At 64.5% G+C, this 23,474-nt stretch carries 19 protein-coding genes; 6 read left to right on the top strand and 13 right to left on the bottom strand.

Annotated features, from left to right (window positions below; all coding sequences use genetic code 11):
• Window positions 1–107: 107 nt before the first annotated feature.
• Both HKW67_RS21625 and HKW67_RS21620 read right to left on the bottom strand, forming a co-directional pair.
• Window positions 108–2,219, bottom strand: coding sequence for a TonB-dependent receptor (locus HKW67_RS21625; RefSeq protein ID WP_171227374.1), 2,112 nt, complete (start codon window positions 2,217–2,219; stop codon window positions 108–110).
• Between the two features lie 76 nt (window positions 2,220–2,295).
• On the bottom strand, window positions 2,296–3,234 hold the full coding sequence (locus HKW67_RS21620; RefSeq protein ID WP_230981082.1) for an LOG family protein: 939 nt from the start codon (window positions 3,232–3,234) through the stop codon (window positions 2,296–2,298).
• 28 nt (window positions 3,235–3,262) lie between these two features.
• Between HKW67_RS21620 and HKW67_RS21615 the strand changes: the two genes are divergently transcribed.
• Complete coding sequence (locus HKW67_RS21615) at window positions 3,263–4,702, top strand: alkaline phosphatase family protein (protein WP_171227373.1); 1,440 nt, start codon at window positions 3,263–3,265, stop codon at window positions 4,700–4,702.
• Window positions 4,703–4,722: 20 nt separating this feature from the next.
• Here HKW67_RS21615 and HKW67_RS21610 read toward each other — a convergent pair whose 3' ends face one another.
• The 5 genes from HKW67_RS21610 to HKW67_RS21590 all read right to left on the bottom strand — a co-directional run bounded on the left by HKW67_RS21610 (window position 4,723) and on the right by HKW67_RS21590 (window position 12,544).
• Window positions 4,723–5,049 (bottom strand): nucleoside triphosphate pyrophosphohydrolase family protein, encoded by a 327-nt coding sequence (locus tag HKW67_RS21610; protein WP_171227372.1) that lies wholly within the window; start codon window positions 5,047–5,049, stop codon window positions 4,723–4,725.
• 61 nt (window positions 5,050–5,110) lie between these two features.
• Window positions 5,111–6,505, bottom strand: a complete 1,395-nt coding sequence (locus HKW67_RS21605) for a S8 family peptidase (RefSeq protein ID WP_206044533.1) — start codon at window positions 6,503–6,505, stop codon at window positions 5,111–5,113.
• 83 nt (window positions 6,506–6,588) lie between these two features.
• Window positions 6,589–7,458 (bottom strand): HDOD domain-containing protein, encoded by an 870-nt coding sequence (locus HKW67_RS21600; protein ID WP_171227371.1) that lies wholly within the window; start codon window positions 7,456–7,458, stop codon window positions 6,589–6,591.
• Entirely contained in the window at window positions 7,455–9,242 is a 1,788-nt protein-coding gene (locus tag HKW67_RS21595) for a putative bifunctional diguanylate cyclase/phosphodiesterase (RefSeq protein WP_171227370.1), read from the bottom strand. The genes HKW67_RS21600 and HKW67_RS21595 overlap by 4 nt, the downstream gene beginning before the upstream one ends.
• Window positions 9,239–12,544: an ATP-binding protein gene (locus HKW67_RS21590; RefSeq protein WP_171227369.1), complete on the bottom strand. Its 3,306-nt coding sequence runs from the start codon at window positions 12,542–12,544 to the stop codon at window positions 9,239–9,241. Before HKW67_RS21590 ends, HKW67_RS21595 begins: the two co-directional genes overlap by 4 nt.
• Before the next feature lie 170 nt (window positions 12,545–12,714).
• On the opposite strand from HKW67_RS21590, the gene HKW67_RS21585 reads away from it, so the two are divergent.
• From HKW67_RS21585 to HKW67_RS21575, 3 genes are all read left to right on the top strand, one after another.
• The gene (locus tag HKW67_RS21585; protein ID WP_171227368.1) at window positions 12,715–12,963 is read left to right on the top strand and encodes a hypothetical protein; all 249 of its coding nucleotides are present in this window, start codon (window positions 12,715–12,717) and stop codon (window positions 12,961–12,963) included.
• Entirely contained in the window at window positions 12,963–14,030 is a 1,068-nt protein-coding gene (gene queG / locus HKW67_RS21580; protein WP_171227367.1) for a tRNA epoxyqueuosine(34) reductase QueG, read from the top strand. Before HKW67_RS21585 ends, queG begins: the two co-directional genes overlap by 1 nt.
• A 378-nt stretch (window positions 14,031–14,408) precedes the next feature.
• Window positions 14,409–14,591 carry a hypothetical protein gene (locus HKW67_RS21575; RefSeq protein WP_171227366.1) on the top strand — a complete coding sequence of 61 codons (183 nt, stop codon included), beginning with the start codon at window positions 14,409–14,411 and terminating at the stop codon, window positions 14,589–14,591.
• A 409-nt stretch (window positions 14,592–15,000) separates the two neighbouring features.
• Here the strand turns inward: HKW67_RS21575 and HKW67_RS21570 are convergent, their stop codons facing one another.
• Window positions 15,001–15,480: a SnoaL-like domain-containing protein gene (locus HKW67_RS21570; RefSeq protein WP_206044532.1), complete on the bottom strand. Its 480-nt coding sequence runs from the start codon at window positions 15,478–15,480 to the stop codon at window positions 15,001–15,003.
• A gap of 154 nt (window positions 15,481–15,634) precedes the next feature.
• Between HKW67_RS21570 and HKW67_RS21565 the strand changes: the two genes are divergently transcribed.
• Entirely contained in the window at window positions 15,635–16,192 is a 558-nt protein-coding gene (locus HKW67_RS21565; protein ID WP_171227365.1) for a MarR family winged helix-turn-helix transcriptional regulator, read from the top strand.
• A gap of 194 nt (window positions 16,193–16,386) precedes the next feature.
• The gene (locus tag HKW67_RS21560; protein WP_171227364.1) at window positions 16,387–16,890 is read left to right on the top strand and encodes a YdeI/OmpD-associated family protein; all 504 of its coding nucleotides are present in this window, start codon (window positions 16,387–16,389) and stop codon (window positions 16,888–16,890) included.
• Between the two features lie 107 nt (window positions 16,891–16,997).
• Here HKW67_RS21560 and HKW67_RS21555 read toward each other — a convergent pair whose 3' ends face one another.
• The 5 genes from HKW67_RS21555 to HKW67_RS21535 all read right to left on the bottom strand — a co-directional run bounded on the left by HKW67_RS21555 (window position 16,998) and on the right by HKW67_RS21535 (window position 23,425).
• Window positions 16,998–17,576, bottom strand: a complete 579-nt coding sequence (locus HKW67_RS21555; RefSeq protein ID WP_171227363.1) for a YdeI/OmpD-associated family protein — start codon at window positions 17,574–17,576, stop codon at window positions 16,998–17,000.
• A 2-nt stretch (window positions 17,577–17,578) separates the two neighbouring features.
• Window positions 17,579–18,388 (bottom strand): TIGR02453 family protein, encoded by an 810-nt coding sequence (locus tag HKW67_RS21550; protein WP_171227362.1) that lies wholly within the window; start codon window positions 18,386–18,388, stop codon window positions 17,579–17,581.
• A gap of 153 nt (window positions 18,389–18,541) precedes the next feature.
• The gene (locus tag HKW67_RS21545; RefSeq protein ID WP_171227361.1) at window positions 18,542–19,210 is read right to left on the bottom strand and encodes a TetR/AcrR family transcriptional regulator; all 669 of its coding nucleotides are present in this window, start codon (window positions 19,208–19,210) and stop codon (window positions 18,542–18,544) included.
• 52 nt (window positions 19,211–19,262) lie between these two features.
• Complete coding sequence (locus HKW67_RS21540; RefSeq protein ID WP_206044531.1) at window positions 19,263–22,445, bottom strand: efflux RND transporter permease subunit; 3,183 nt, start codon at window positions 22,443–22,445, stop codon at window positions 19,263–19,265.
• The gene (locus tag HKW67_RS21535) at window positions 22,424–23,425 is read right to left on the bottom strand and encodes an efflux RND transporter periplasmic adaptor subunit (RefSeq protein WP_171227360.1); all 1,002 of its coding nucleotides are present in this window, start codon (window positions 23,423–23,425) and stop codon (window positions 22,424–22,426) included. The genes HKW67_RS21540 and HKW67_RS21535 overlap by 22 nt, the downstream gene beginning before the upstream one ends.
• Window positions 23,426–23,474 lie beyond the last annotated feature (49 nt).

Genomic DNA, 23,474 nt, shown 5'->3' with positions numbered 1-23,474 from the left:
CGTTTCCGGCCGGGCGCGTGTGCAATCTGGAAATATGGCACGGTTTGGTGAGGGTTCAAGACGTGCGCAAGGAATCACACCCTTGGCGGCACGGTCGTTCCCTCACCTCACGGCATCACGAACAGTGACAGCCGAACGGTGCGCGGTGCTCCCGGCATGATGTTGTTGTTGCCATGGGACGTCGCCGAGTAGCGCGTGCCGAGCACGTTTTCGACGTTGGCCTGCATGGTGAGTGAGAGCGGGAGCGACACGAAGAGTCCGCCATCGACGCGCGTAAAGGCCGGCAGGCGCACGCTATTGTCGACGGCGGCATACCGGTCACCCTGGTGCACCACGCCAGCGCCCAGCGACGCGCGGGACGACACTCTCACCTTATTCCAGAGTGAGACAGTCGTGCGGGGCACCAGCGGCACCGAGGCACCGGCGCGCGCCGCCGAGGTGCGATTCAGGATCCGCGCGTCCTGCACGGCCAATCCACCCACCACGTTCCATCGCGACGTCACCGCACCCGTGACGCCGACCTCGACGCCGTTGGTGCGCTGCGCACCGGTCTGCACCAGCAATGCCGCATTGCTCGGGTCCGGCGCCGCGCTGTTGGTTCGGTCGACGCGATACAAAGCGGTGTTGAGCTCCAGCGCCTCAGTCGGCGTCCACTTCACGCCCACTTCGCGGTTGCGGAACTGCTCGGGCTTGAGCGTGGACGCGCTCGCCGAGAGTGACGAGAACTGATCGCCCGCACTCGGCAGAGACGAAATTCCAACCGAGCCGTACAGCGATACCGTGCGACTTGGCGTGAAGACAACCCCACCACGTGGTGAGAGCAGATAGTCCGTGCGCTGCGTGACCGCATCGGTGCGATGGTCACGCACGCGCACGGCGAATCGATCGTATCGCGCGCCGAGCACGACCTGCACATGATCGCCCACGTGCAACTGCTCCTGCGCGAACACGGCCGCCACGTTGGCCACGGCGTCGTTGTCGGCGTCGGTCGCGCTGGCTCGGAAGGTCACCGGCGACGCCACCGTCGTCGCGTTCAACGGCACCGTGCGTGAGGTCGACGTGTTGTCGAAGTAGCCGGTGAGTCGCACGTTCTCGGTGGCTTGGCGACTGAACTCGGTGCCGGTCATGAGAGTCTGCCGAATACCGCCATGGCGCGACGTGTAGACGAGATCGCTCTGATTGAACAGGCTGCGACGGTCCGTGGCGGTACTGTAGGCGCCAAGGTTGACCTGCGTACCGGCGGCATTCACCGCGCTCGACGCGAACACGTTCTGATAGAACTTGTCGTACCGCATGGCACGGGTATGCGTGCGCAGGGTGAAACCACGAGTGTTGTCGTATTCGGCGACCACATGCGCGCCGTCTACGGTCATGGACGAGCGACTGCGATCCGGATCGCCGACGAAGGTGCGCCAGTCAAGTGCAGACGGGCGACCGTTGGCCGATGGGATGCCGCGGTCGACGGTGCGCGAATCGACGAAGTGCTCCACGCCCGCGCGTAGCATGGTCTTGCCGGCGAGCAGCGCGACCGTTGGACTGACACCGCTCTTCTCATTCGAGACGAAGTCGCGATAGGAGCCACTTTTCTCGTGCAAGGCATTCACGCGCGCCGCGACTTGCGACGTGAGGCCTTGCCCGACATCGAGCGTGAACCGACGCTCGTCGTACGAACCGGACTGCAGGCGACCACCCCGCGTGGGTGTCCACTCGGCCTGCTTCATGACACGGTTGATCACGCCGCCACCACCGCCACGACCGAAGGCGAGCGCGTTGGCGCCCTTGAGCGCTTCGATCTGCGACACGTTGTAGCTGTCGCGGAAGTACTGCGCGTCATCGCGGACGCCGTCGACGAAGAAATCGGCGGTCGTGCTTTGGCCGCGGATCGTCGGGGCATCACGATGCCCTTCGCCCTGCCCCATCGTTACGCCCGGCACGTATTCCATGGCGCGGGCCATCGTTTGCAGGCCGAGGTCTCGCAGCACCTGGGGACCGAGCACGGTGATGGCCTGCGGCACCTCACGGAGCGGGGTGAGGGTGCGGGTGGAGGAACGCGTTCGGGTGACCCGGTACGCGGTGCGCGAGGCCCGCTCGGCCGACACGCGCACGGCCGACAGGGATTGGGCGGCGGCCGAGTCCGCCGCGGTGCGCGGCGTGCGGGTCGAATCCTGAACGAGGGGTGCGGTGGCGACGACCGCGGCTAGCAGGAGAGCGATGGGCATGATATATTAGTTGAGAACGTTTCTCATGAAGCGTCAACTCAGACTAATACGTCAATCCCGATAAAGTCAATCGGCTTTAATTTTCGGCGTTTTGGGCAGCCGTTTGCGCCTCATGGGCGTCGATGACGGCCTGCGCCGCTTCGGCGGGATCGTCGGTGAGCAGCAACAGGTCGAGGTCACCCGGGGAGATCTTCCCTTCGCCCACCAAGCGCGAGGTGATCCACCGGACCAGTCCGGCCCAGTAGTGCCGGCCGAAGAGGATGACCGGGAACTGATAGATCTTGCCAGTCTGAATCAGCGTCAGCGCTTCGAACAATTCGTCGAGCGTGCCGAAGCCACCGGGGAAAATGATGAACGCATTCGAGTATTTGATGAACATGGTCTTCCGCACGAAGAAGTAGCGGAAGTTGACCAACGTATCGACGTAGGGATTGGCCCCTTGTTCGAAGGGCAACTCGATATTGCACCCGACGGAGTGACCGCCGCCTTCTTTGGCGCCCTTATTGGCGGCCTCCATGATGCCGGGGCCCGCCCCCGTAATAATCGAGAAGCCCTTCAGGGCGAGCAGACGTGCCGTTTCCTGCGCCGCGACGTACTGCGGATCATCCGGGCCAGTGCGTGCCGACCCGAAGATCGTCACCCCTTTGTGGATCTCGGAGAGGGCGTCGAACCCTTCCACGAACTCGGACGTAATCCGCATGACGCGCCACGGATCCGAGCGCGTAAATGCCCCCATGTCGCCCTTGGGACTCTGCAGCAACTTCTCGTCTTCCGTGAGCATTGGTCGGTCACGGATGTCCTGATCGATCAGGCGCGGCTCGGGGCGGCGCACCGCGCGCGCGCCGCTCGACACGAGCGGTGCTTCAGCACTCGGCTCGCGACCCGCCTTTCGATGCCCTTCCTCGGTACGTTCCACCAGTCCGTCGCGCGATTCCTGTTCGGCTTGCGCGCGGGTGACGGCTGAGGCCTTCTTGCCGGTTGCGGTACGAGGTTGTGACGGTTGCTTTTTTGCCATGAGGAGCACGTGGAAGTTGGCAGGACTGATGTCGGATGATACCACGGTGACCACGCGACTGCTGTTGGTCGTCGCCGATGGTGTGCGCCCCGACGTGCTCACCGAGGAATTGGACCGCGGCAATCTCCCGGCGATGGCGCGTCTTCGCGAGCGGGGAGGGCTGCACACCATCAGCACGTCGTTTCCCTCCGTCACGGGACCGGCGTATGCCCCGTTCGTGATGGGCCGGCATCCGGCCTCGGTCGGCATGCCTGGGCTCCGATGGTTCGATCGCGCGCGCTCGTTGCCCTGGTCGTACGCCCAGGCGCGCAGCTATTCTGGCATCGACATCTGGCACGTGGACGGCGATCTCGATCCGCGGAGTCCCACGCTGTACGATCTGGTTCAGCCCTCGCTCGCCGGACTGATGATGATCGCGCGCGGGGCGACGCACGGCCGCGTGGGGCGCGGCATCGGCTGGTCCCTCCGCGCCGGCTGGGCGCACTTTCGCGGTGATGCACGCGCGTGGCGTCACGTGGAGCAGGCCGCGGTGCGCGAATTCTTCCGTCGATTCACGCGTACGCGCCCGATCTTGTCCATGCTCGGCATCCTGAGTCCGGACAAGCTGTCGCACGCGTTCGGCAGTGACTCCGCGGTGGTCCGCACGGCCATCGGTGACGTCGATGCGGCAATCGCACGGGCGCAGGCCGTCGCAACGGCCGACGGATGGGCCGAGGGGCTGCGGATCTGGGTGGTGGGCGATCATGGCCACGCCCCGGTGTCCGAGCATGACGACCTGCACGGATGGCTCTCCGGGCGTGGGCATCAAGTGCTCGCCCACCCCAAGCTCGGCACGCGGGGGGCGGATGTCGCGCTCATGGTCGGCGGCAACGCGATGGGACACGTGTATCTCGAGCCGGCGCGCCGATCACGCGCCTGGTGGCCTTCGCTGACGACGCGTTGGCAATCGACGCTCGAGGCGATGCTGCAGCGGCCGTCCACTGGCTTACTCGCTGTAGCGATGGGTGCGGACACCGTGCGCGTGTTTCACCAGCGCGACGGCGTCGCCGACATCGTTCGCTCGCATGCAGGGCACGACGCGCGTTGGAGCTACGCGCCGATCGACGGTGACCCGTTGCAGCTTGGTGGCTCCCTGCCCGATCTCGATGCGAACGACGCGTGGCTGGCTGGTGCGGCGTCACCGTACGCCGATGCACTGGTGCAACTCTCCACGCTGGTGCCGTCTCCACGCGCCGGCGACATCGTGGTCTCAGCGGCCCATGGCTGGGACCTGCGGTCGCGCTACGAACCGACACCGCACGTGTCCACACATGGCGCGCTGCTGCGCGAGCAGATGCTGGTGCCGCTCATCCTCGATGGGCCCGTGACGCGACTGCCTCAGCGCACCACCGACGTGGTGCCGAGCGCGTTGGACCTGCTCGGCGTAACGTCGGACATTCCCTTCGACGGGCGGTCGTTCCTGCGATGACCGGCCGTGCGGCTTCGCGTCTACTCGGTGCGGTTGCGACTGCGTTCGGTGTCGAAACCTTCGGGGTAGCGCTTTCGCAGCTTGTCGATGTTGCGCTGCGCAATGTCGCCCATGCTGAGGCCGAGCACCGTCGCGAAGGCGCCGATATACCACAGGCAATCGCCGAGCTCTTTGGCCAGCGCATCCTGATCGAGCGGCGTGGCGTGAAACAGATGCTTCTTGATCACTTCAGCGACTTCGCCGGCTTCACCGGTGAGTCCGAGCGCGGCATTGGCCAGCTGCTGTTCGTGCGTGCGGTCGCGCCCGAGCGTGCGGGCGGCGAGTTCCTGATACTCGTCGAGGGTCATCGCGATCGTGGGTTGAGGACCCGCGAAAGCTAATGACCCTCGACGATCCCGCCGGAAGGGGCTAGAAGCCGGCGACGTTCAGGCGACCGTTGCTGACGACCTTACCACTCAGTGAAGCGGTGGGAATAGCCGATCCGATGATGGCGGCTTTAATGTCACTGGCAGATGAACCGGGATGACGAAACGCATAATACGCCGCGGCGCCACTCACGTGCGGCGTGGCCATTGACGTTCCGCTGTAGCTCGCGTAGCCGGCGACGACGTTCTTGCCGCGCGAGGCAACCGGCACCGTGGACCAGATCCCGCTGCCCGGTGCGCCGATATCGATCTTGGTTGCACCGTAATTGGAGAAGGAGCTCAGTGCCCCAGCGCTCGTGATCGACGCCACGGAAATTACGTTGGCGTTTGCGTAGTTGGCCGGAAAGCATGCGGTCGTTTCGCAATTGTACGTACTGTTGCCAGCGGCGGCGATGAACAACACTCCCGCAGCATTGGCACGCTCGATCGCCGCCTCCAAAGCCGTGGACGCGCCACCACCGCCCCATGAATTGCTGGTGGCCACGATGTTCACGCCCTTGTTCTTCAACGCCGTGAAATAATCCACCGCCTTGACCGCGTTCGCCGTGGTCCCGCCCTGGCTGCCGAGGAACTTGCCGCTCATCAACTTCACTTTGCTGCACACCCCGACGACGCCGGTGCCGTTCCCGGCCGCGCCGATCGTCCCCGCGACGTGCGTGCCGTGATCGTCTCCGGCGCCGTCGAACACGGAGTTGTTATTGCCGGCAAAGTCCCAGCCGTAGACGTCATCCACGTAACCGTTGCCGTCATCGTCTACTCCGTTGCCAGCGGTCTCCCCCGGATTCGTGAACGCGTTGCCGGCGAGCTCCGGATGCGTGTACATGTAGCCTTCGTCGATGATGCCGATCACCACGTCGCCGCAATTGGCACCCGCAGCCCACCCTGAGTTGCCGCCGATGCCGTATTGATTGGCGGGATCAGTCAGGGAACCGTACATGCCCCAGAGCGACCCGTTGGAGTAATACGTATCCGAAACGGTCGCATCCGTCGTGTAAATCCAATTCGGTTCCGCGTACTCCACATCGGCGCGCGCTTTCAGCGCCGCGATCGCATCCGGCACGTTCATCGATGTACGCAGCACCGAGATCCCCTCGTTGTCGCCACGGCCACGCATCGCCGCCGTGACGATCTTCTCGCCGACCTGCGCATTCGCCGATCGCATGATCTCGCCACGAGACGCATTCGACGCACCCGCGCGGAATCGCACAATGACTTCACCGGGCACGAACTCCGGCGCGCGAGCTACTGAGGCCTGCGGTGCCGCCGCCAACGACGCGTCAGCCGGCGACGTGAGCGAGGTCTGCTCCGGCGAACAAGCGGCGACTACCATCGCGGCAACGGCCAACGAGAACTTCGGCGTAAATGAACGGAACTTCATACTGGTGCGCTCCTTATCACGAGGGATGAACAAGCCCTGCGACGGTGCGACCCGTCCTCCGAACTGTCAAGCGGAATTTGCGATTATGCCGCGAGTAGTCCCAACGATTGTTCAATATCACTGCTCAGTTGAGCTTCGATCGCGGCGAGATCGCTCGCATGGAGCCCGAGCAGTTCACAGACCCCGTCCGCCGGCGCCTCACGCCCGACCATACGGGTGAACCCGCCGCCCACCCGTCCGGCCAGGACATCGGCCACGTGAATGACGGCCGGCAGACGCCGATCGTGCTCCGCCAGCGCCATCGGATCGTGGTGATGTCCGCAGGCCATCGTGAGCGCATGCGGGAAGCGCCACTGCTCGCACAACGCCTTTCCAAACACCTCGTGAGTCGCGCCCAACCAGTGGGTCTCCGCGTCGGCGAATGAAATGGATGCATCTTTCAGCGTGGCCGCAATCAGCCCGGTGAATTCGATGTACGAGGCCTGAATCGCCACCAGCAGGCCAATGTCGTGGAGCAGCCCGGCGAGCATCGCTTCTTCGGGCGGAATGCCGCGACAGCGTTCGGCGATCCGGCGCGCAGCCGTCCCAACGGCCACGGAATGCGTCCACAACGCGCTGGCGTCGAACCCCGGGACCATACCACCGCGAAACAGCCGGTTGAGGCTGGCCGCCAACGCGACGTTGCGGACGGCGTTGACCCCAAGCAGACGCATCGCGGCCGCCGTCGACCCAACCTGACGCGGGCGTCCGTAGAACGCCGAATTCACCACCTTCAGCACGCGCGCGGCGAGCGGCGGATCGCCCTCGAGCACCTCGAGCAGCTCGTTTTCGGTCGACGTCGGATCTTCGGCGATCTGCATGATACGCATGGCACTCGTCGGGAGCGTCGCGACGGTGGTCACCCGCTTCAGCGCGGTGCGTACGAATTGCTCGTTGATGTTCATCGTGGTCATGCGGCCTCGAATGCTTCGCCTACAAATGTTGACCACCACGCCTCGAGCTTCGACGGCTCCATGGGTCTGGCGAGTAAGAAACCTTGCCCGGCCGGACAGCCAAGGGCCTGCAACAATGCCAGCTGCTCGATGGTCTCGATGCCTTCCGCCACGACATGCAACCCGAGGTTCTCCGCCAGCGATATCACCGCGTGCAGCAGCGCGGAGTAGCCGCGACCGCGGCTCACGTTCTCCGTGAGCGCGCGGTCCACCTTGAGCACGTCGAACGGATACTCCTGCAGACAGGAGAGCGACGAGTAGCCCGAGCCGAAATCATCCATCGCGAGCCGGATGCCCTCCGCCTTGAACGCCGCGAGCAGTTCACCCGCCATCACACGATGCTGCATGAGCTGCGACTCGGTGACCTCGAGTTGCACCTGATGCGGTGCGATACCGGTCTCCCGCAGAATCTCCATGGTGCGGGGTACCAGATCCGGATCAGCCAACTGGATGCGCGATAGATTCACGCTGATATAGGACGGCGCGAAATCCGGCGCTTCGCGTTGCCAGACCATGAATTGCCGGCACGACTCGCGCAGCACTTGATCGGACAGTGGAAGAATCAGCCGGGTCTCTTCGGCCACCGGGATGAACTCGGACGGGGCAATCATCCCGTGCACGGGATGGCGCCATCGCACCAGCGCCTCCACGCTCTCGATCGATCGGTCTTCGAGAGAGATGATAGGCTGATACACCACGAAGAGCTCATGGCGATCGATCGCATCGCGCAGGGAGTTCTCGATATCGATCCGGTGGAGCACGGCATCACGCATCGTCGTGGTGAACAGGGCGTAGCACGCCTTGCCGCGCCGCTTCGCCTCATACATGGCGATGTCCGCGTCGCGGAGCATGTCATCAGCCTGCGTGTAGCCCTCGCTGCTGTGCACGATGCCGACACTGGCGCTGGATCGGACGACATGCGACTTCAAGAGATACGGTTGCTCGAGGACGGCCAGCATACGTGCAGCGACAGCAGCGGCCACCTCCGCCGACGCGACGTCGTCGAGCACGATCACGAACTCGTCACCGCCCAGCCGCGCCACGGTGGACCCGATCGTGTCGCGCGTAATACAGTCATTCACGCGGAGATTCGAGCGGAGGCGCTCGGCAATCTCGGTGAGCAATAGATCACCGACATCGTGCCCGAGGCTGTCGTTAATCAGCTTGAAGCGATCGAAATCGATGAACATCACCGCGAACGAATAGCTGGGCTCCAACGCCGTCCGCTCGAGCGCGGATTGCAGCCGGGCGTTCAGCAATGCGCGGTTTGGCAGACCGGTCAGTTTGTCGAGATGCGCGGCGCGCCCAAGTTGTGCGAGCATACGCTGTCGTTCGATGACGGAGCAGACACGCGCGCGGAGCTCAGCGCCGAAGAAGGGCTTGCGAATGTAGTCGGCAGCCCCCGCCGCGAAGCAGGCCGTGAGCACCTGCCGGCTCTCGCTACCGGTGACGACGATGACCGGGATACCCGCTAACGCGGGTTCGCCCCGGAGCTGGTGCAAGATGTCGAGACCGGTGGCATCAGGCAGCTCGTGGTCGAGCAAGATCACGTCGGGAAGTGCCGTGCGCGCCGCCGCGAGGCCATCGGCACCAGTCGCTGCCCCGACGATGTCGGCCTGTAGCGGCCGCAGCATAGCCACCATCAGCGCATGGATATCCGGGTCGTCATCGATCACGAGGATCCTCGCATCAGCGATGAACTCGCGCTCCGGAGCGAGGGCACGATCCGTTTCCAGGCTGGTCATGATACCTGCTCCATGGTGCGTACCGCCAAGTGACACTGCGCGAGCAGCAGCGACACGGCCTCGGCGAGATCGACCCCCGGGTCGAAGGTCCCCTCCACCGTCACCCGCGCCTTCGAGTGCTCTTCGACGTCGCGGGCCGCGAGGCTGATGGACGGGTAGCCATAGCCACCCGCCGCCCCCTTCAGCTGATGCGCGAACCTGGCGAGATCGAGCAGCGCCCCATCGCGATAGGCCTGCTCGAGGCGCGCGATTTTCGCTGGCAATCCGGCGATGAACGCGTCGACGAGCTCGGTGAAGTCCGGATCGTCACGCATCTCGCTGTACAGCGTGGGTGGCGGGAAGATCTCGATGGTGGCCGCGGTGACGGGATTGCCGACCGTCCTCTGCATCCAGTGCGCGCAGGTCGCGATCAAGGCCCCACGGTCGATCGGCTTGCTCGCGTAGTCGTCGCAGCCGGCATCAAGACACTTCTGGCGATCCTCGGCCATTGCGTGCGCCGTGAGCGCAATAATGGGGATGGTGTTGTGCTGCGCGCGAAGCGTTCGCGCCAACGTATACCCGTCCATCTCCGGCATTTGCATGTCGCTGACGAGCAACCTGAAGGGAGCTCCGGCGGCATCGGCCTCGATGATCAAGTCGAGCGCCCGTTGTCCGTGCTCGGCTACCACGACCTCGGCACCGGCCTTGCGGAGATGGTGCGAGATCAGCAACTGGTTGTCTTCACCGTCTTCGGCGAGCAGAATTCTCCCTTGCAGCGCAACCGCATGCGCCGCTGTGTCTGTCGGCGCGGGGGACGTGCTGATGCATGCGCGCAGATCTTCGACCTGCCGCGTGCCTTCCACGGCCAGCAGCGGCAGCACGACGGCGAACGTAGAACCTTCGCCAGGCGTCGACTGCACCAGCTGCACGTCACCTCCCATCAGGCTCGCGAGGCGACGACTGATGGTCAGCCCCAGGCCCGTTCCGCCATGCCTCCGCGTGACGGAGGTGTCGGCCTGTACGAACGGCTGAAACAGCATCGCCGCCTGCTCCGGTGTCATACCCGGACCGGTATCAACGATGGCGATACGCACGGCCGGCGCCCCGTCAAGCGTCGTTTGGTCGACTTGAATGTCGACGTATCCGTGCGACGTGAACTTGGCCGCATTGCCGATCAGATTCATGAGGATCTGGCGCACACGCGTTGGATCCGACAGCACGCGCTCGGGCATCGGCGTCAGCAGACGCGTCTGCAGTTGCACGCCTTTCTGCGCCGCGCGCGATCGCATCAGACTATCGACATCGTACAGCACCCGCGGCAAATCCATTTCGACCTGCTCGATGGCCATTCGACCAGCCTCGATCTTGGAGAGGTCGAGAATGTCGTTGATGACGGAAAGCAGGTGCTCACCGGCGCGACGAATCGTCCCCATCGATTGGAGCTGCTCGTCGGGCGCTCCCTGACGAATGGCCTCATCACGCAGGAGATCGGTGTAGCCGAGAATGGCAGTGAGCGGCGTTCGGATTTCGTGGCTCATGTTAGCGAGGAATTCGCTCTTGCTCCGGCTGGCGGCCTCGGCGCGTTCCTGCGCCAGCTGTAACGCTTCCTCGCGCTCGACGGCGGCCGTCACATCCATGACGGTGCCGAAGACTCCCGACACGTGCCCATGCTCGTCGCGGCGCGTGCGGCCGTCAGCCCGGACGTAGCGCACATCGTTGGCGCCGCGCGCCGTGCGCAGGACCAGTGAGTACGGGGTACCCTCGGCCGATGTCCGTTGGACCGCCTCATGAAGCCGCAGAGCGTCGGCCGGGAAATAATCGGCCATCACGTGCTCGTATCCCGGCACGCCATCCTGCGGATTCCGCCCGAACAGCCGGAAGATCTCACGTGACCATTCGATCTGACCAGAGGCGAAGTCAAACGACCAGCTTCCCATCCTGGCCACCGACTGGGCGTCTTCCAGCATGCCCGACGTGCGCTGCAGCTCGCCGTACGAGGTTTCGGCGAGGAAGCGTTGTGCCTCCAGCGCCTCACGCGTGCGGACCTGCTCGGTGATTTCGGCTTCGATCGCGATAAACCCGGTGAGCCGATCGCCCTCATGCAGCGGTTCGATCGAGAGATCGAGCCAGTACTCGGTGCCGTCCTTGTGCCGGTTCAGGATTTCGCAGCGCGTGGAGGTGCCCGCGTCAAGCGCTGTATGCAACGCGTGCACGGTCGCGCTGTTGGTGCCCTCACACTGTAACAGTTCGCCTGGACTCCGCCCGAGCGATTCCTCGACCGAATAGCCCGTGAGCCGCACAAACCCTTCGTTTACCCACGTTATGAGGCGGTCGGCATCGGTGATCACCACGGCGTTGCTCGTGCGTTCAGCCACCATGGCCAACCGCTGAAACTCCACGCTACGCGCCGACGCGATCTCGTGCTGCTTTCGCAGCAGGCGAACCACGGGCTCGATCACGAACAGCCCGATGATCGCGATCACGATCTGCAACAGCAGGGCGATGACCCACGACGACTGGATGCTGCGACGCACCCGCTCCTCGGAGTAGCGCTGCAGGGCTGCGACCGTCGACTCGGCGGCGACCAACAGGCCATCGGCGACGCGTTCCACGTCGGCCGCTTTCAGCCTCCGCCCCTCGCTCCCCGGCGCGAACGGCGTCATCTGCTCGGCCGCGGTGACGAGTGAGTCGCGAAGCGTCTGCGAATTCACGACGGCGGTGCGGGCGTCACTCGCCGCGGCGAAGGCTGCCACCTCGAACGCGGTGGTCAGCGTATCGAGTTGGTCGGCTTCGGCCTGCAGCCGGCGCGTCATGACGCGCAAGGAATCGGCTTTCACCGGACTGTCGATGGCCCCATTTGCAAAACGTGCGATCCGCTGCGTGAGCATGCGCTGGCGTCCCGCGAGGTTCATGATCTCGGCACTGTGCGCCATGCGGTCCGTGGCGACGACGTGCCCCCAGATCGACGCTGCCATCAATGCCGAAATCACGCCCAGCGATCCGAGGACCGCGATCCGGACGCGCTTGTGCGGACTGTTCGGTGCGCGACCGGAGGGACTGAATCGAGCCTGCGCGATACGGGCATCGACATTCCGCCGATACATGATCCACGCGAACAGCGGTCCAATCAGCAACGCGAGACAGAGGGCATTGATGATACCGTGGAACCAGTGCGCCACCGCAAGATCCGCCTCTTCGATCACGAAGTGGAGCAGAATTTCAGCGACCACGATGCATCCGAGCAGGAACAAGGTGTCGGCCCACCACGGGCGTTGTCGTGGCGGCTGATCGGCGGTGGACGTGCTCGCGGGGTGGTGCGACATGCCGATGCGGTGCGAAGGGAAGGAATCTCAGTGAGCGTGGCACCAGCGTCGGCGCCCGCAACAAGTGTCGACCGATGGGACGTTCGGCTGCACAACTTGCGCGGCATTCACCTGAGCGGCTGAGGGCCTACCGCCATCCAATGGGGATCGAACCCGTCTATATTCCTCTTATGCCTTGGCTCCGCCTCTCTCTGGCCTTATCGCTGCGCGCGATCGTCAACCCGTTGCTGGCCATTGACTTACTTCGTGTCGCCTGGCGGTTTCGGCACCGGCATTGGTTCCGGCGATTTCCGTTTCTTCCGCTCCCGGCCACCAGCTATGTGAAGTGGCGCATGTACACGGCCTACGGTGAGGAAGAGGCGATTCCGCCGGCCGATGACGTGATCGCCTTCGCCCGCTGGGTCGGCCGCCAGCCGTAATGGACACCGATGGCGCAGCGGACCTTACGCGGCGCCTGAAGGCGCAGGCCTTTGGATTGGGCTTCGACCTGGTGGGGATCACCACCCTTGGCCCGCCGGCTACGCGGGAGCGTTTCGATGCGTGGCTGGACGCCGGGTATCACGGCGAGATGGGGTATCTCGACGGCGACGGGGGCGAGTTACGTCGCGACAGCCGCCGGCCGCACGCCGGGGCCACGCACGCGATTGTGCTGGCCACGCAGTACGGCGGCCGCGAGCCGAGCGGACCCGTGGCACGCTATGCACGCGGCGACGACTACCACGAGCTGCTGCGCGAACGCACGCGGTCCTTGCACGACTGGCTGGAAGCCGAGCTTGGACGATCGGTGAACGCGCGGCCCTACGTGGACAGCGGACCGGTGCTGGAGCGCGACCTGGCGCAGCGCGCGGGACTGGGGTGGTTCGGCAAGAACACCATGCTGATCAATCCGAAGGCGGGGTCGTTCTTCTTTCTGTCGTCGCTGTTCGTCGAGCTGGGGCCCGATGTCCGCCTTGAGGTGGACGATCCGTTCGAGGCGGATCGGTGCGGGAGTTGTACGCGGTGCCTCGATGCGTGTCCAACCCAGGCATTTGCTGGCCCGCGCGTGCTCGATGCCACGAAGTGCATCAGCTACCTCACGATCGAGCTGCGCGGGGCGATTCCGGAAGGCCTGCGCGAGGCGATCGGTGGGTTGTTGTACGGGTGCGACATCTGCCAGGAGGTGTGTCCGTGGAACCATAAGTTTGCGGGCGAGGTTGCCGAACCCTCGTTCGCATCGCGCGAGGGACTCGACTCGCGTGACGCACGCGCGCTCGCTCGCGAGTTTCTCACGATGGGTCAGGCCGAGTTCAGCGCGCGCTTCAAGGGCAGCGCGATGAAGCGTGCGAAGCGGCGTGGGCTCGCGCGGAACGCGGCGGTGGTGCTCGGCAATGTCGGCACGCGCGATGATGTGCCGTTGTTGGAGGCGGCGTTGCAGCACGACGAGCCGCTCGTGCGCGAGCATGCAGCGTGGGTACTCGAGCAGATCCGGGATCGATTGTCCATCTAGCGCCTCTCGCGCGCGCCTGCCGAAAGCGGAAGCATCCTCGCTTTGCGACATCCACGTGGGGGCCGCAACGTCGGCGTGGCTGCTCTGGCGGTCGGCGTCACACATGTCCTCGTCACGGTGTTCCTCACCACCGTCAACCCACGTGACAGCGCGATGTTCGGCAGTGTCGTCGTCGCGTGCTTCGTAACGCTCTTCGGACTTGTCGGCACGATCGGGTACCCTGTCACCTACCCGCGCCGACGGCGTCTGCTTCGCTGCCAACGGCCGTTGGCACGGTGGACGGTATCACCTGACGAGTGGAAAGCTCTCCGCGAGAACTAGCGGCTGCGGGCAACGGCCGGGCGCGACAACGCCGTCCGGGTGCGGAGCGCGAGCGAAATGACCGGCATAGACGTCGTCATCAAAGAAGAATTCCTCATGGTCGATGACGACTTCCGCCATTTCATCGCGGAGGTGGGGGCGATTCAGTGGCTTCCGGAGTCGCCACCTTGCCGCGACATCACGATGGTCACGAGCGGCAAAAAACAGCATGACTTGGCACATTCGCTTTCCGGCTCATAACGGCGCCGAGTCGCGAGCGCGCGTGCCGTGGGACCATTCCCAACAGCGACTCGCGCCGCGCGATGAGCGGAGCCGCACTCCCAACTTTCGCGTCGCGCAGAAACTCAGTGCGATCGTCGCAGGCGTCTCGGCAGTCGCATTGGCTTACGCGTAGTGCCGCGGCGGCAACGAGTCGATGCAGACACCGGTGCTGGCGACGATGATCGGCGGAATGCACGGTTTTCCCTGAGGCCCCCGCACTTTCCGCGCGAAGACGCCGTTGAGAACCGAGCTTCCCACAATTGCGATTTCTCGACGCTGAAGGAGATTGGATGATGCACTGTCGCGGCAGGTTTCTGCGAGAGCAACGCAACCCACCGCGACAGTACGTTCAAGACGCGCAGAGTCAAGACCCATGCGGCGCAACGCGTCAGAACATCCCGAAGAATCGCTCTTCGACGATACGGCCATTCTTGACGGTGTACAGCGCCGTCTCGTGCTGCACCGAGCGCACGCCGCTCGCGTTCATCGTGCAGTCCAGTGAGAAACGAAGCGCAAATTGATCACCGTTGACGAACGGTCCCTCCACCGCAACCGCGTGAATGGTGTTCTCACGTGACCAGTACTCGACCTTTCCGTTGACCGCGTCTCGGCCGGTGAGCAGGGCGTATGGCCCAGGGAACGGCTCGACACTCATAATATCGTCCGCCCAGAACGTCGCCGACGCCTCGGTCAGCTTGCCGGCCTTGCACAATTCCGTGAACGGATAGGCCACAGCGGACGCCGCGTGCAAGTGTCGCAGCTGCGCCGGGTCCGGCATGCCGGATGGTGCCGCGCCGGTGTCGAGGATGTCTGTGACGAAGGTGGTGGCGGCGGGCGCCGCGGCAGACTCACTACTCTTGATGGACACTCAGACTCCCATGTGGTGATGGTAGCATAAATGGGCCGATTCCGACCGGGTGCCGGCAACCCTGCCCTACGGATAGTCCGCACGCATTCAAGCGTACGAGCTGTGATCACGTTACTTTACCACCAAGTATCTTTTACATCAAGAGGTTTCCTGCATGCCTGACAAACCGAGCGCGAAACGGCGTCGCAGCAGCGCAGCACCCGTTCTGACGGCATCAGCGGAGGCGGAGAGCGTGCCAGCCGAGAGCCGCAGCGGCATGATGCCTGACACGATCCCTCAGGTTGTCGCCGCCAGCCGCGACGTCTACGCCGCGATCGACGAAGTGGATACGCTGATCGCCGCTCGCCTTGGGGTGCATCGGGGCGACTTGCGTTGCCTGAACCTGCTCGAGCACGGGCCGCGGCGTCCATCCGAGATCGGATCGGCGCTGCGCATGACCAGCGGGGCTGTCACCGCACTCATCGACCGGCTCGAATCGGCCGGATATGCACGTCGCGTGCACGGCGTCCGCGACCGGCGTGCAGTACATGTCGAACTTCCTCCTGCCGCGTTTGCACAGGTCGGACGCCTCTATGGGGCCATCGCGCGATCGCTCACGGAGGCGTTCAGGCATTTAAACGAAGTCGAGATTGACGCGACGACACGAGGCCTTACGCTGTTCGCGGCCGGATGCCGTGCGGGCGTCGCACACATAGCGCAGGACGCGACATGACGCATCGCTCTACCGGCTGACGACGTGTGCCCGTGTCGCGCCGGGAGTGCGCGGGAGGTCCACCGCGGCATTCAGTGGCGAAGTCGGTGCGCGCGGCGTGACCGGACGTCCGACCGCTACATGCACGCGCCAATGCAGCGCATCGAGGGGCGTCGATTTCGCTCCTTTACTCCTTCCGCTCGATGGAGACACCGATGTCCTATTTCGAACACGTCTTCGAGACGCGCATCGCACGACACGCCGTCGGGACCTACCACTACACGGTGGTCTATCTCGATCCGTCTCTGCATGCCGCACTCCCGCTGGACCGACATGCTCGGCTTCGCATCGAGGCGGATGTCAGCGGAGTCCCCATCAAGGGTGCATGGCAGCCAGCGCGAGGTCAGTGGTACCTGATGTTGCCGAAGGATGGGCTGAAGGCGGCGGGCCTGCGGATCGGCAGCAGTGTCGAGGTGTCCTTCCGTGTGTCGTCGCAGGACGACGTCGAAATTCCTGACGAACTCGCTGCGCTGCTGGCCGCCAAGGTCCGGGTGCGCAACGCATGGGAGCGTCTGAGCCCCGGTAAGCAACGTGGCCTCGCCTACATGGTCGCGTCAGCCAAGCGCGTAGAGACGCGAACCGCACGCGTGGTGAAAGTCGAGGCGGTGTTGTTGGGCAAGGAGCCGCCGCCCTGGGACCGTCAGGCCCGTGCGCGGTGATAGCCACGTCTCTCCGTGGAACGACGCGGTGTCCGCACCTACTGCTGTTCCTGAGCGTGCGCGCATCCACGGTGTCGACGGCACCAGCAGTCTTCACATGCACTCAGTCACAGATTCCTGATCTTCTCCCGCCGCCCCGCCGTCTCCACCACCGTCGCGATCCGCTTGGCCCGAGTCTCCGGTCGCTGCGCCTTCGCGATCCATCTCAGCACATTGCGACGGTACGAGGGCGCCGATGCGTCGAACCACCTTCGCGCCGTTGTGGTCGCGTCAAGCGCGCGCACGAGATCTAGGGGCACCACCAACGCATCGACATCGGGATGCGCATCCCATCCGCCCGACGCCTTCGCGAGCGCCATCGCCCTGAGCCCCGGCCCGGCGAGTCGGCCCTCCGATTCGAGTCGGAGGGCACGCGTGCGGTAGCTCGCCGTCCACGCATGCGTCCGACGTGGTGTCACCAACTGCATCGTGCGGTCTTCATCCACTTTACGGGCTACACCATCGATCCAGCCGTAGCAGAGCAACTCGTCCAGCACCGTATCGCGTGAGACGTACGAGGCACCAGTGTGCTTCTTCCACGTGACCAGCCACACAGCATCGGTGCGATCCTGATTCGCATCGAGCCATGAACGCAGCGCTTCGCGTGAGCGTACTTCAACTTGTTCGTATCGATCCGAGTCGACCATCGTCAACGCTCCGGTCCGCGTGCAGCTCGCGCCAACAGCGCTGCATATGGCCGATCACGTTGGAGGGCATGCCATCCGAATTGCAGGAGCGGCGCCGCCGCGAGAGCGAATGCCGACAATCGCTCCGGGAGCTTCCTAGAGCGCAACTCGGCCGCTCGCAGGGGGCGGATGATGATCAACGACCGCAGTCGGAGCGCATCACGCACCACCTCGGGTGCGTGTTCGTAGCCGCGCGGACCACGCACGAGAGCATCCGACTCATCGAGCACGAGCTCCGCACTCTTGAGCGCGCGCACCATGCGCGACCATCCGAGCGGGTCAGACGCGATACCCTCACGCAACGCGGAGAGTTGCACCTTGTCGGGCAGATAAAATCCGACGGCAGCAAAGGAACTCTTCGGCGCGATCTGCAGATACAGCACACCGGGAGACTGCTTCTCGGCTGTCCGCGTCAGGACGGCCGATGCGTGCGAATGGAAGGGTCGTTTATCGGCGCTGAATCGCACGTCACGATGAATCCGGAAGAGCGACCGCTTTGGGTCACCCTGCAGAGGCAGTCCGGCGGCGGCGCAGTACTCCATCGTCGCCACGACCAGCGCCGCCAATGGGACGCGCACCTGCGTCTCATACTCTGACTTGTGCTCCGCGACCCAGGCCTTGTCCTGTCGTGTGGCGACTTCGTGAATCATCTGCAGGCCAGCCGATGTGAAGCCGGCGAAAGAAAGCTCGGCAACGTCCAGCGGGACGCTGCGCGGCGGGAGCGGTGTGGGTGCATCCGGACGGGGTGCGACTGCCTTGGAACGTGTCGGCATGGTGATTCTTCTTCACCTCGAATGGCGTTCAGTGCAAGGCAGCGAGCGCCGTATTGGCTAGATCGGCACGCAGGAAACTGAACGAATCGTGCGTGGCCGCGATGCCGTCACTCAGCACGGAACATCGTCGTGTCCTCGCTCACGGCACCCTGCTCACGGCGCACCCTTCGGCACGCGCGTTGCCCTCGTCGTTTCCGTGTCGCCCTTCATCAGTCGCAGGAGGAGCGTGGCATGTTCCTCACGGATCTGATCCACCGGACGCACAGCGTCCACGTCGTCGAACGCGGCGAACATTTCGCGCTCGAGTGCGAGCGACACGATTGGGCCGAAGATCATCTGTTCGAGACCCAGTCGCTCACGCGTCACGAAGGAACCTCGTGCGAGGCCGTCATCGATGATACCGCCCATCACGATGTGCTGCTTGTAGATGAAGCCCTCGTAGAAGGCGCGAGCAACCGTCGGAATCGTGCGTGACACCTCAGCGATCAGCGGCGCCATTTGGCCGCAGGCGGAGTCAAGATTGATACGGTAGACCGCATCAACGGCGCGACGCAATCGGTCGTCGTCCCCAAGATCGGGGTCGTTTCGGATCGCTTCGAGATCCGCCAGGGCATCGGCGAAGCCGTTGGTCGCACACGCGACGAACAGCGCCTCCTTACTCGGAAAATGATGGTAGAGTGACGCCTTCTGAATGCCGGACGCCTTCGCAACTTCGCTCATTGCGGTCGCGGAGAAGCCTTTCTCGAGGAAGATGCGCGTCGCCTCCGCGAGGATCAGGCGACGTCGGGATGGACCGTCGCCTTCGATTTCGAACGGGACCATAAGATCACAGGGAGCGAGGAAGCCGGAGACCGACCGGTCGGTCCTCCTCAATCTAGTAGTCTCCCGCCCGACGGACCCGGAACCACGCGGCGTACATGGCCGGCAGCGAGAACAGCGTCAGAAACGTCGCCACACACAGCCCACCCATGATCGCGATGGCCATGGGCCCCCAGAATGCGCTTCGCGTTAGCGGAATCATCGCGAAGATCGCCGCGGCTGCGGTCAGCACGATGGGCCGCGCGCGGCGAACCGTTGCGTCCACGATGGCGGTCCAGGTCGGAGTCCCCACCCGTACATCCTGCTCGATCTGATCTACGAGGATCACCGAATTCCGCATGATCATCCCGGCCAGCGCGATGACACCCAACTGTGCGACAAAGCCAAAGGGCGCCTGAAAAATCAGGAGCGCAAGCACGACACCGATCAGTCCGAGCGGTGCCGTCAATATCACCAACGCCACGCGCGCGAAGCTCTGCAGCTGGATCATCAGTACCGTGACCATCACGAGCAACATCAGCGGTAGCACCTTCACGATGGATTGCTGTCCTTTGAGGCTCTCTTCCACGACGCCACCGGTCTCGACGCGATATCCGCTCGGCAGCGCATCCCGCACCGACGCCAGCGCCGTCTCCACCTGGGCGCTGACCTCCGGCCCCTGCGTCCCATCCTGAATGTCCCCGCGGACGGGAAGGACGACGTCGCGACTCCGACGCATGAGCAGTCCTTCTCCAAGTCCGAACTGCACAGTCGCCACCTGACCGAGGGGGACGGTCCTTCCAAATGCGGTTTGCACAGGAATTGTCTCGAGGGCATTCGCCCCACGTCGCTCACTCACCGGCGCACGCGCGATCACGTCAACCAGTTCGATCCCTTCGCGCAGCTGCGTCACGGGGTATCCGCTCAACGTGCTCTGAACGGCACCAGCGACCTCGGTCTGATCCGCACCGACAGCGCGGAGACGTGCCGCGTTGAGGCGAAGGTGTGCCACGGGCGTTCTCTCCGTCCACTGCAGATGGACATCCCGCACGTGCGGGTTGGCACGCATAACACCGCGAACGGTCTCCGCGATGGCCCGCACAGAGTCAGGATCCGGCCCCAGCACACGAAACTGCACTGGATAGCCGACGGGTGGGCCATTCTCGAGACGAGAGACACGGGTGCGGATGTCGGCGACGTCGAGGTCGAGACGGCGCTGCAAGCGATTGAAGAGAGAATCGGAGGCCGCGAGGGAGCGCGTCTGGATGATGAACTGTGCGTATGCGAGGTTTCGCGGCTCCGGATTCAGTGCAAGGAAGAAGCGCGGCGATCCTCCACCGACGTAGCTGGTGAACTGCGTGACGCTGGAGTCGGCCGCAATCATTCGCGAGACCGTATCGGCATAGGCGCGGGTTGCGGTATAGCTGGCACCGGCGGGAAGTTCGAGCTCGACGAGCACCTCACGCCGTGACGACGACGGGAAGAATTGCTGAGGAACAAGACTGAAGCCCGCGCCGGCGAGCACGAAGGCCGCCACCGTCGCGCCGATGACCGCGCCACGGTGTGCGACGCACCAGTCGACCGCACGGCGAAAGCGCCGGTAGCGCGGCGTGTCGTAGCTGTCGTGCGCCACGTGCTGAGCAGGCACCTTCAGGAAACGGAACGCCAGATAGGGCGTGAAGAGCACCGCAACCACCCATGATGCGAGCAACGCCCCGACGACGACCCAGAAGATCGCCCCTGTGTATTCTCCAGTTGACGAGGCGGCGAGTCCAACGGGCATGAAGCCGGCCGCGGTCACCAGGGTGCCGGACAACATTGGGAACGCCGTCGAGGTCCACGCGTACGACGCCGCGCGCCAGCGGTCCCACCCGGCCTCGAGCTTCACCGTGACCATTTCGACCGCGATCATCGCATCGTCTACCAACAGCCCGAGCGCGATGATGAGTGCGCCGAGTGAAATCCGGTGCAGACCGATGTCGATGAGCGCCATCACCACGAAGGTCGCGGCTAAGCAGATCGGCACGCTCATAGCCACGATGACCCCGGTGCGGAGACCCAAGCTTAGGAAGCTCACGAGCAGGACCACGAGCAGCGCCTCACCAAGCCGCAACAGGAAGTCATCCACCGATTCCTTCACCGCTGCCGGCTGATCCGACACTTGCACGATGCTGATGCCGACCGGAAGCGTCGACTGGATCGTGTCGATCTCGCGGCGCAATGCCTCGCCAAGCGCGAGGATGTCGCCACCCTCGACCATCGACACCCCGAATCCGACCACCCGCTCGCCCTCGTGGTGCATCGTGTACTCGGCCGGATCGACGGGGCGTCGCGCAACAGTCGCGATGTCGCCAAGCCGGATCGTGCGGCCGCCCGGGGCGGCGACGATGACGTTGCGCAGTGCTTCCTCTGACGACGGCGCCGCATCAAGCCGCACCGCGATACGGTCACTGCGAGTCTCCGCCACGCCGCTCGGCAATACGAGGTTCTGCCGTCTGACCGCATCAAAGATGGCGCCTGCCGGTATCCCCAATCGCGCGAGTTTCGTGGTGGAGGCCTCCACGTAGATCTTCTCGTCTTGCACGCCAATCAGTTCGACGCGACTCACACTCGGAAGCCGAAGTAACCGTTGCCTGATTGCAAGCAGCACCGGCTTGAGCTCCGCATCGGTGAACCCATCGGTGTGGACGGCGTAGATAGAGCCGTACGTGTCAGCGAAGTCATCGTTGAAGAACGGGCCAACGACGCCAGCTGGCAGCGTGCCGCGCAGATCCCCTACGCGCTTGCGTACCTGATACCAGATGTCCTTCACCGCGGCAGGCGGCGTCTCATCTCGCAGATTCACGTACAGGACGGCCTCGCCTGCCATGACCTTGCTCGTGACATTGTCGAAGTAGGGGATCTCCTGCAGCGACCGCTCGATCCGGTCTACCACCCCCTGCTCCATCTCGCGTGTTGTTGCGCCGGGCCAGGCAGCCGCGACGATCATCGTCTTGAGCGTGTACTTCGGGTCCTCGCTGCGTCCCAGCCGGAAGAACGAAACCGTACCCGCGACCATGGTCAGGAGCAGCAGGAAGACGACGAGTGACTGATGCCGGAGGCCCCACTCGGAGAGGTTGAAGCTGTCAGCCTTGCGCCGAGTCCCTGTGCTTTCACTGGCGTCAGCGTCCGCCTGATGGGTGACGTCCTCGGTCGTCTTCGCCTCATCGCGCTCCACCGATGGAGTGACACCGCCGGTCATGGCAGCCGTCCAGTCCACGGCGTCACGACGAGTGCCGAGTCAAGCCGGTTCGCTCCCGACACGACGATTTCATCCCCGGCTGCCAAGCCACGACGAACGATCACCTGCCCGTCTCCCATCGATGCGATCTCGATGGTCCGGAGCTGGACATGGTCGCGCTTGTCGCCGAGTACCCAGACCGAGGGAATCGAACGGGTGCGCACGACGGCGGTTGCTGGGATCGAGTAGGTCCCACCGCGGCGTGGTGCCGTAAATCGAACCGACGCGCTGCGACCGAGTGTCGGGAGCGGCGCGCCGCCCTTCATGAGCGACAGTCGAACACGGTACGTGCCGGTCATGGGGTCGGCAGCGGGCGCCACCTCGCGTACACGGGCCTGCCAGCTGATGACCGCCGCGCCATCGCTCTCCTCCACAACGAGTGAAACGCGTGCGATAGCGCCCGCCCGTACCGTTTGGATTTGACGTTCGGGAAGGTCTGCGGCGACCTCCACTTCTCCTTCACGGGCGATTCCGACGGCCGGCTGCCCCGCGGCAACCACCTGCCCGACCTCAGCGAGCGTCGCGGTCACGATTCCGTTCGTCGGCGCCACGAGTATCGCGTACTGCGCGCCGTTTTCGGCCGTTGCAACACGGGCGCGCGCATCGTCTCGGCGCGCGGCAGTAGACGCGGCGGCGGCGACGGCGCGCTCGAGCGCCGCATCGGCGATCACACGTTGCGCGTGCAGCTCGCGTGCCCGTGCAAGGTCCGCCGCCGCGGTCTGCGACTCGGCGTCTGCGGCGCGCAGCGCGGCACGCGCACTCTCGACACCCAACGCAAGGTCACGTGCATCGAGGCGCGCGAGTGGCGTTCCCGCCGCGACGCGAGCTCCGACGTCGACCATGCGCGCGACGACGCGTCCGGGGACCTGAAAGCCGACAAGCGCCTCGACGCGGGGGACAATGATCCCCGAATACGTCGGCCCTGCGCCGAGATCATCGTCGCCGGATGCAATACGCATTGTTCGAACCGGACGCGGTTGAGGGTCTGCAGTTCGCTGGTCGCCGCAG

It is taken from the genome of Gemmatimonas groenlandica, assembly GCF_013004105.1.
Lineage (GTDB): Bacteria > Gemmatimonadota > Gemmatimonadetes > Gemmatimonadales > Gemmatimonadaceae > Gemmatimonas > Gemmatimonas groenlandica.
Note: the sequence above shows the minus strand (reverse complement) of the source record. Positions and strands in the feature narration are given on the sequence as shown.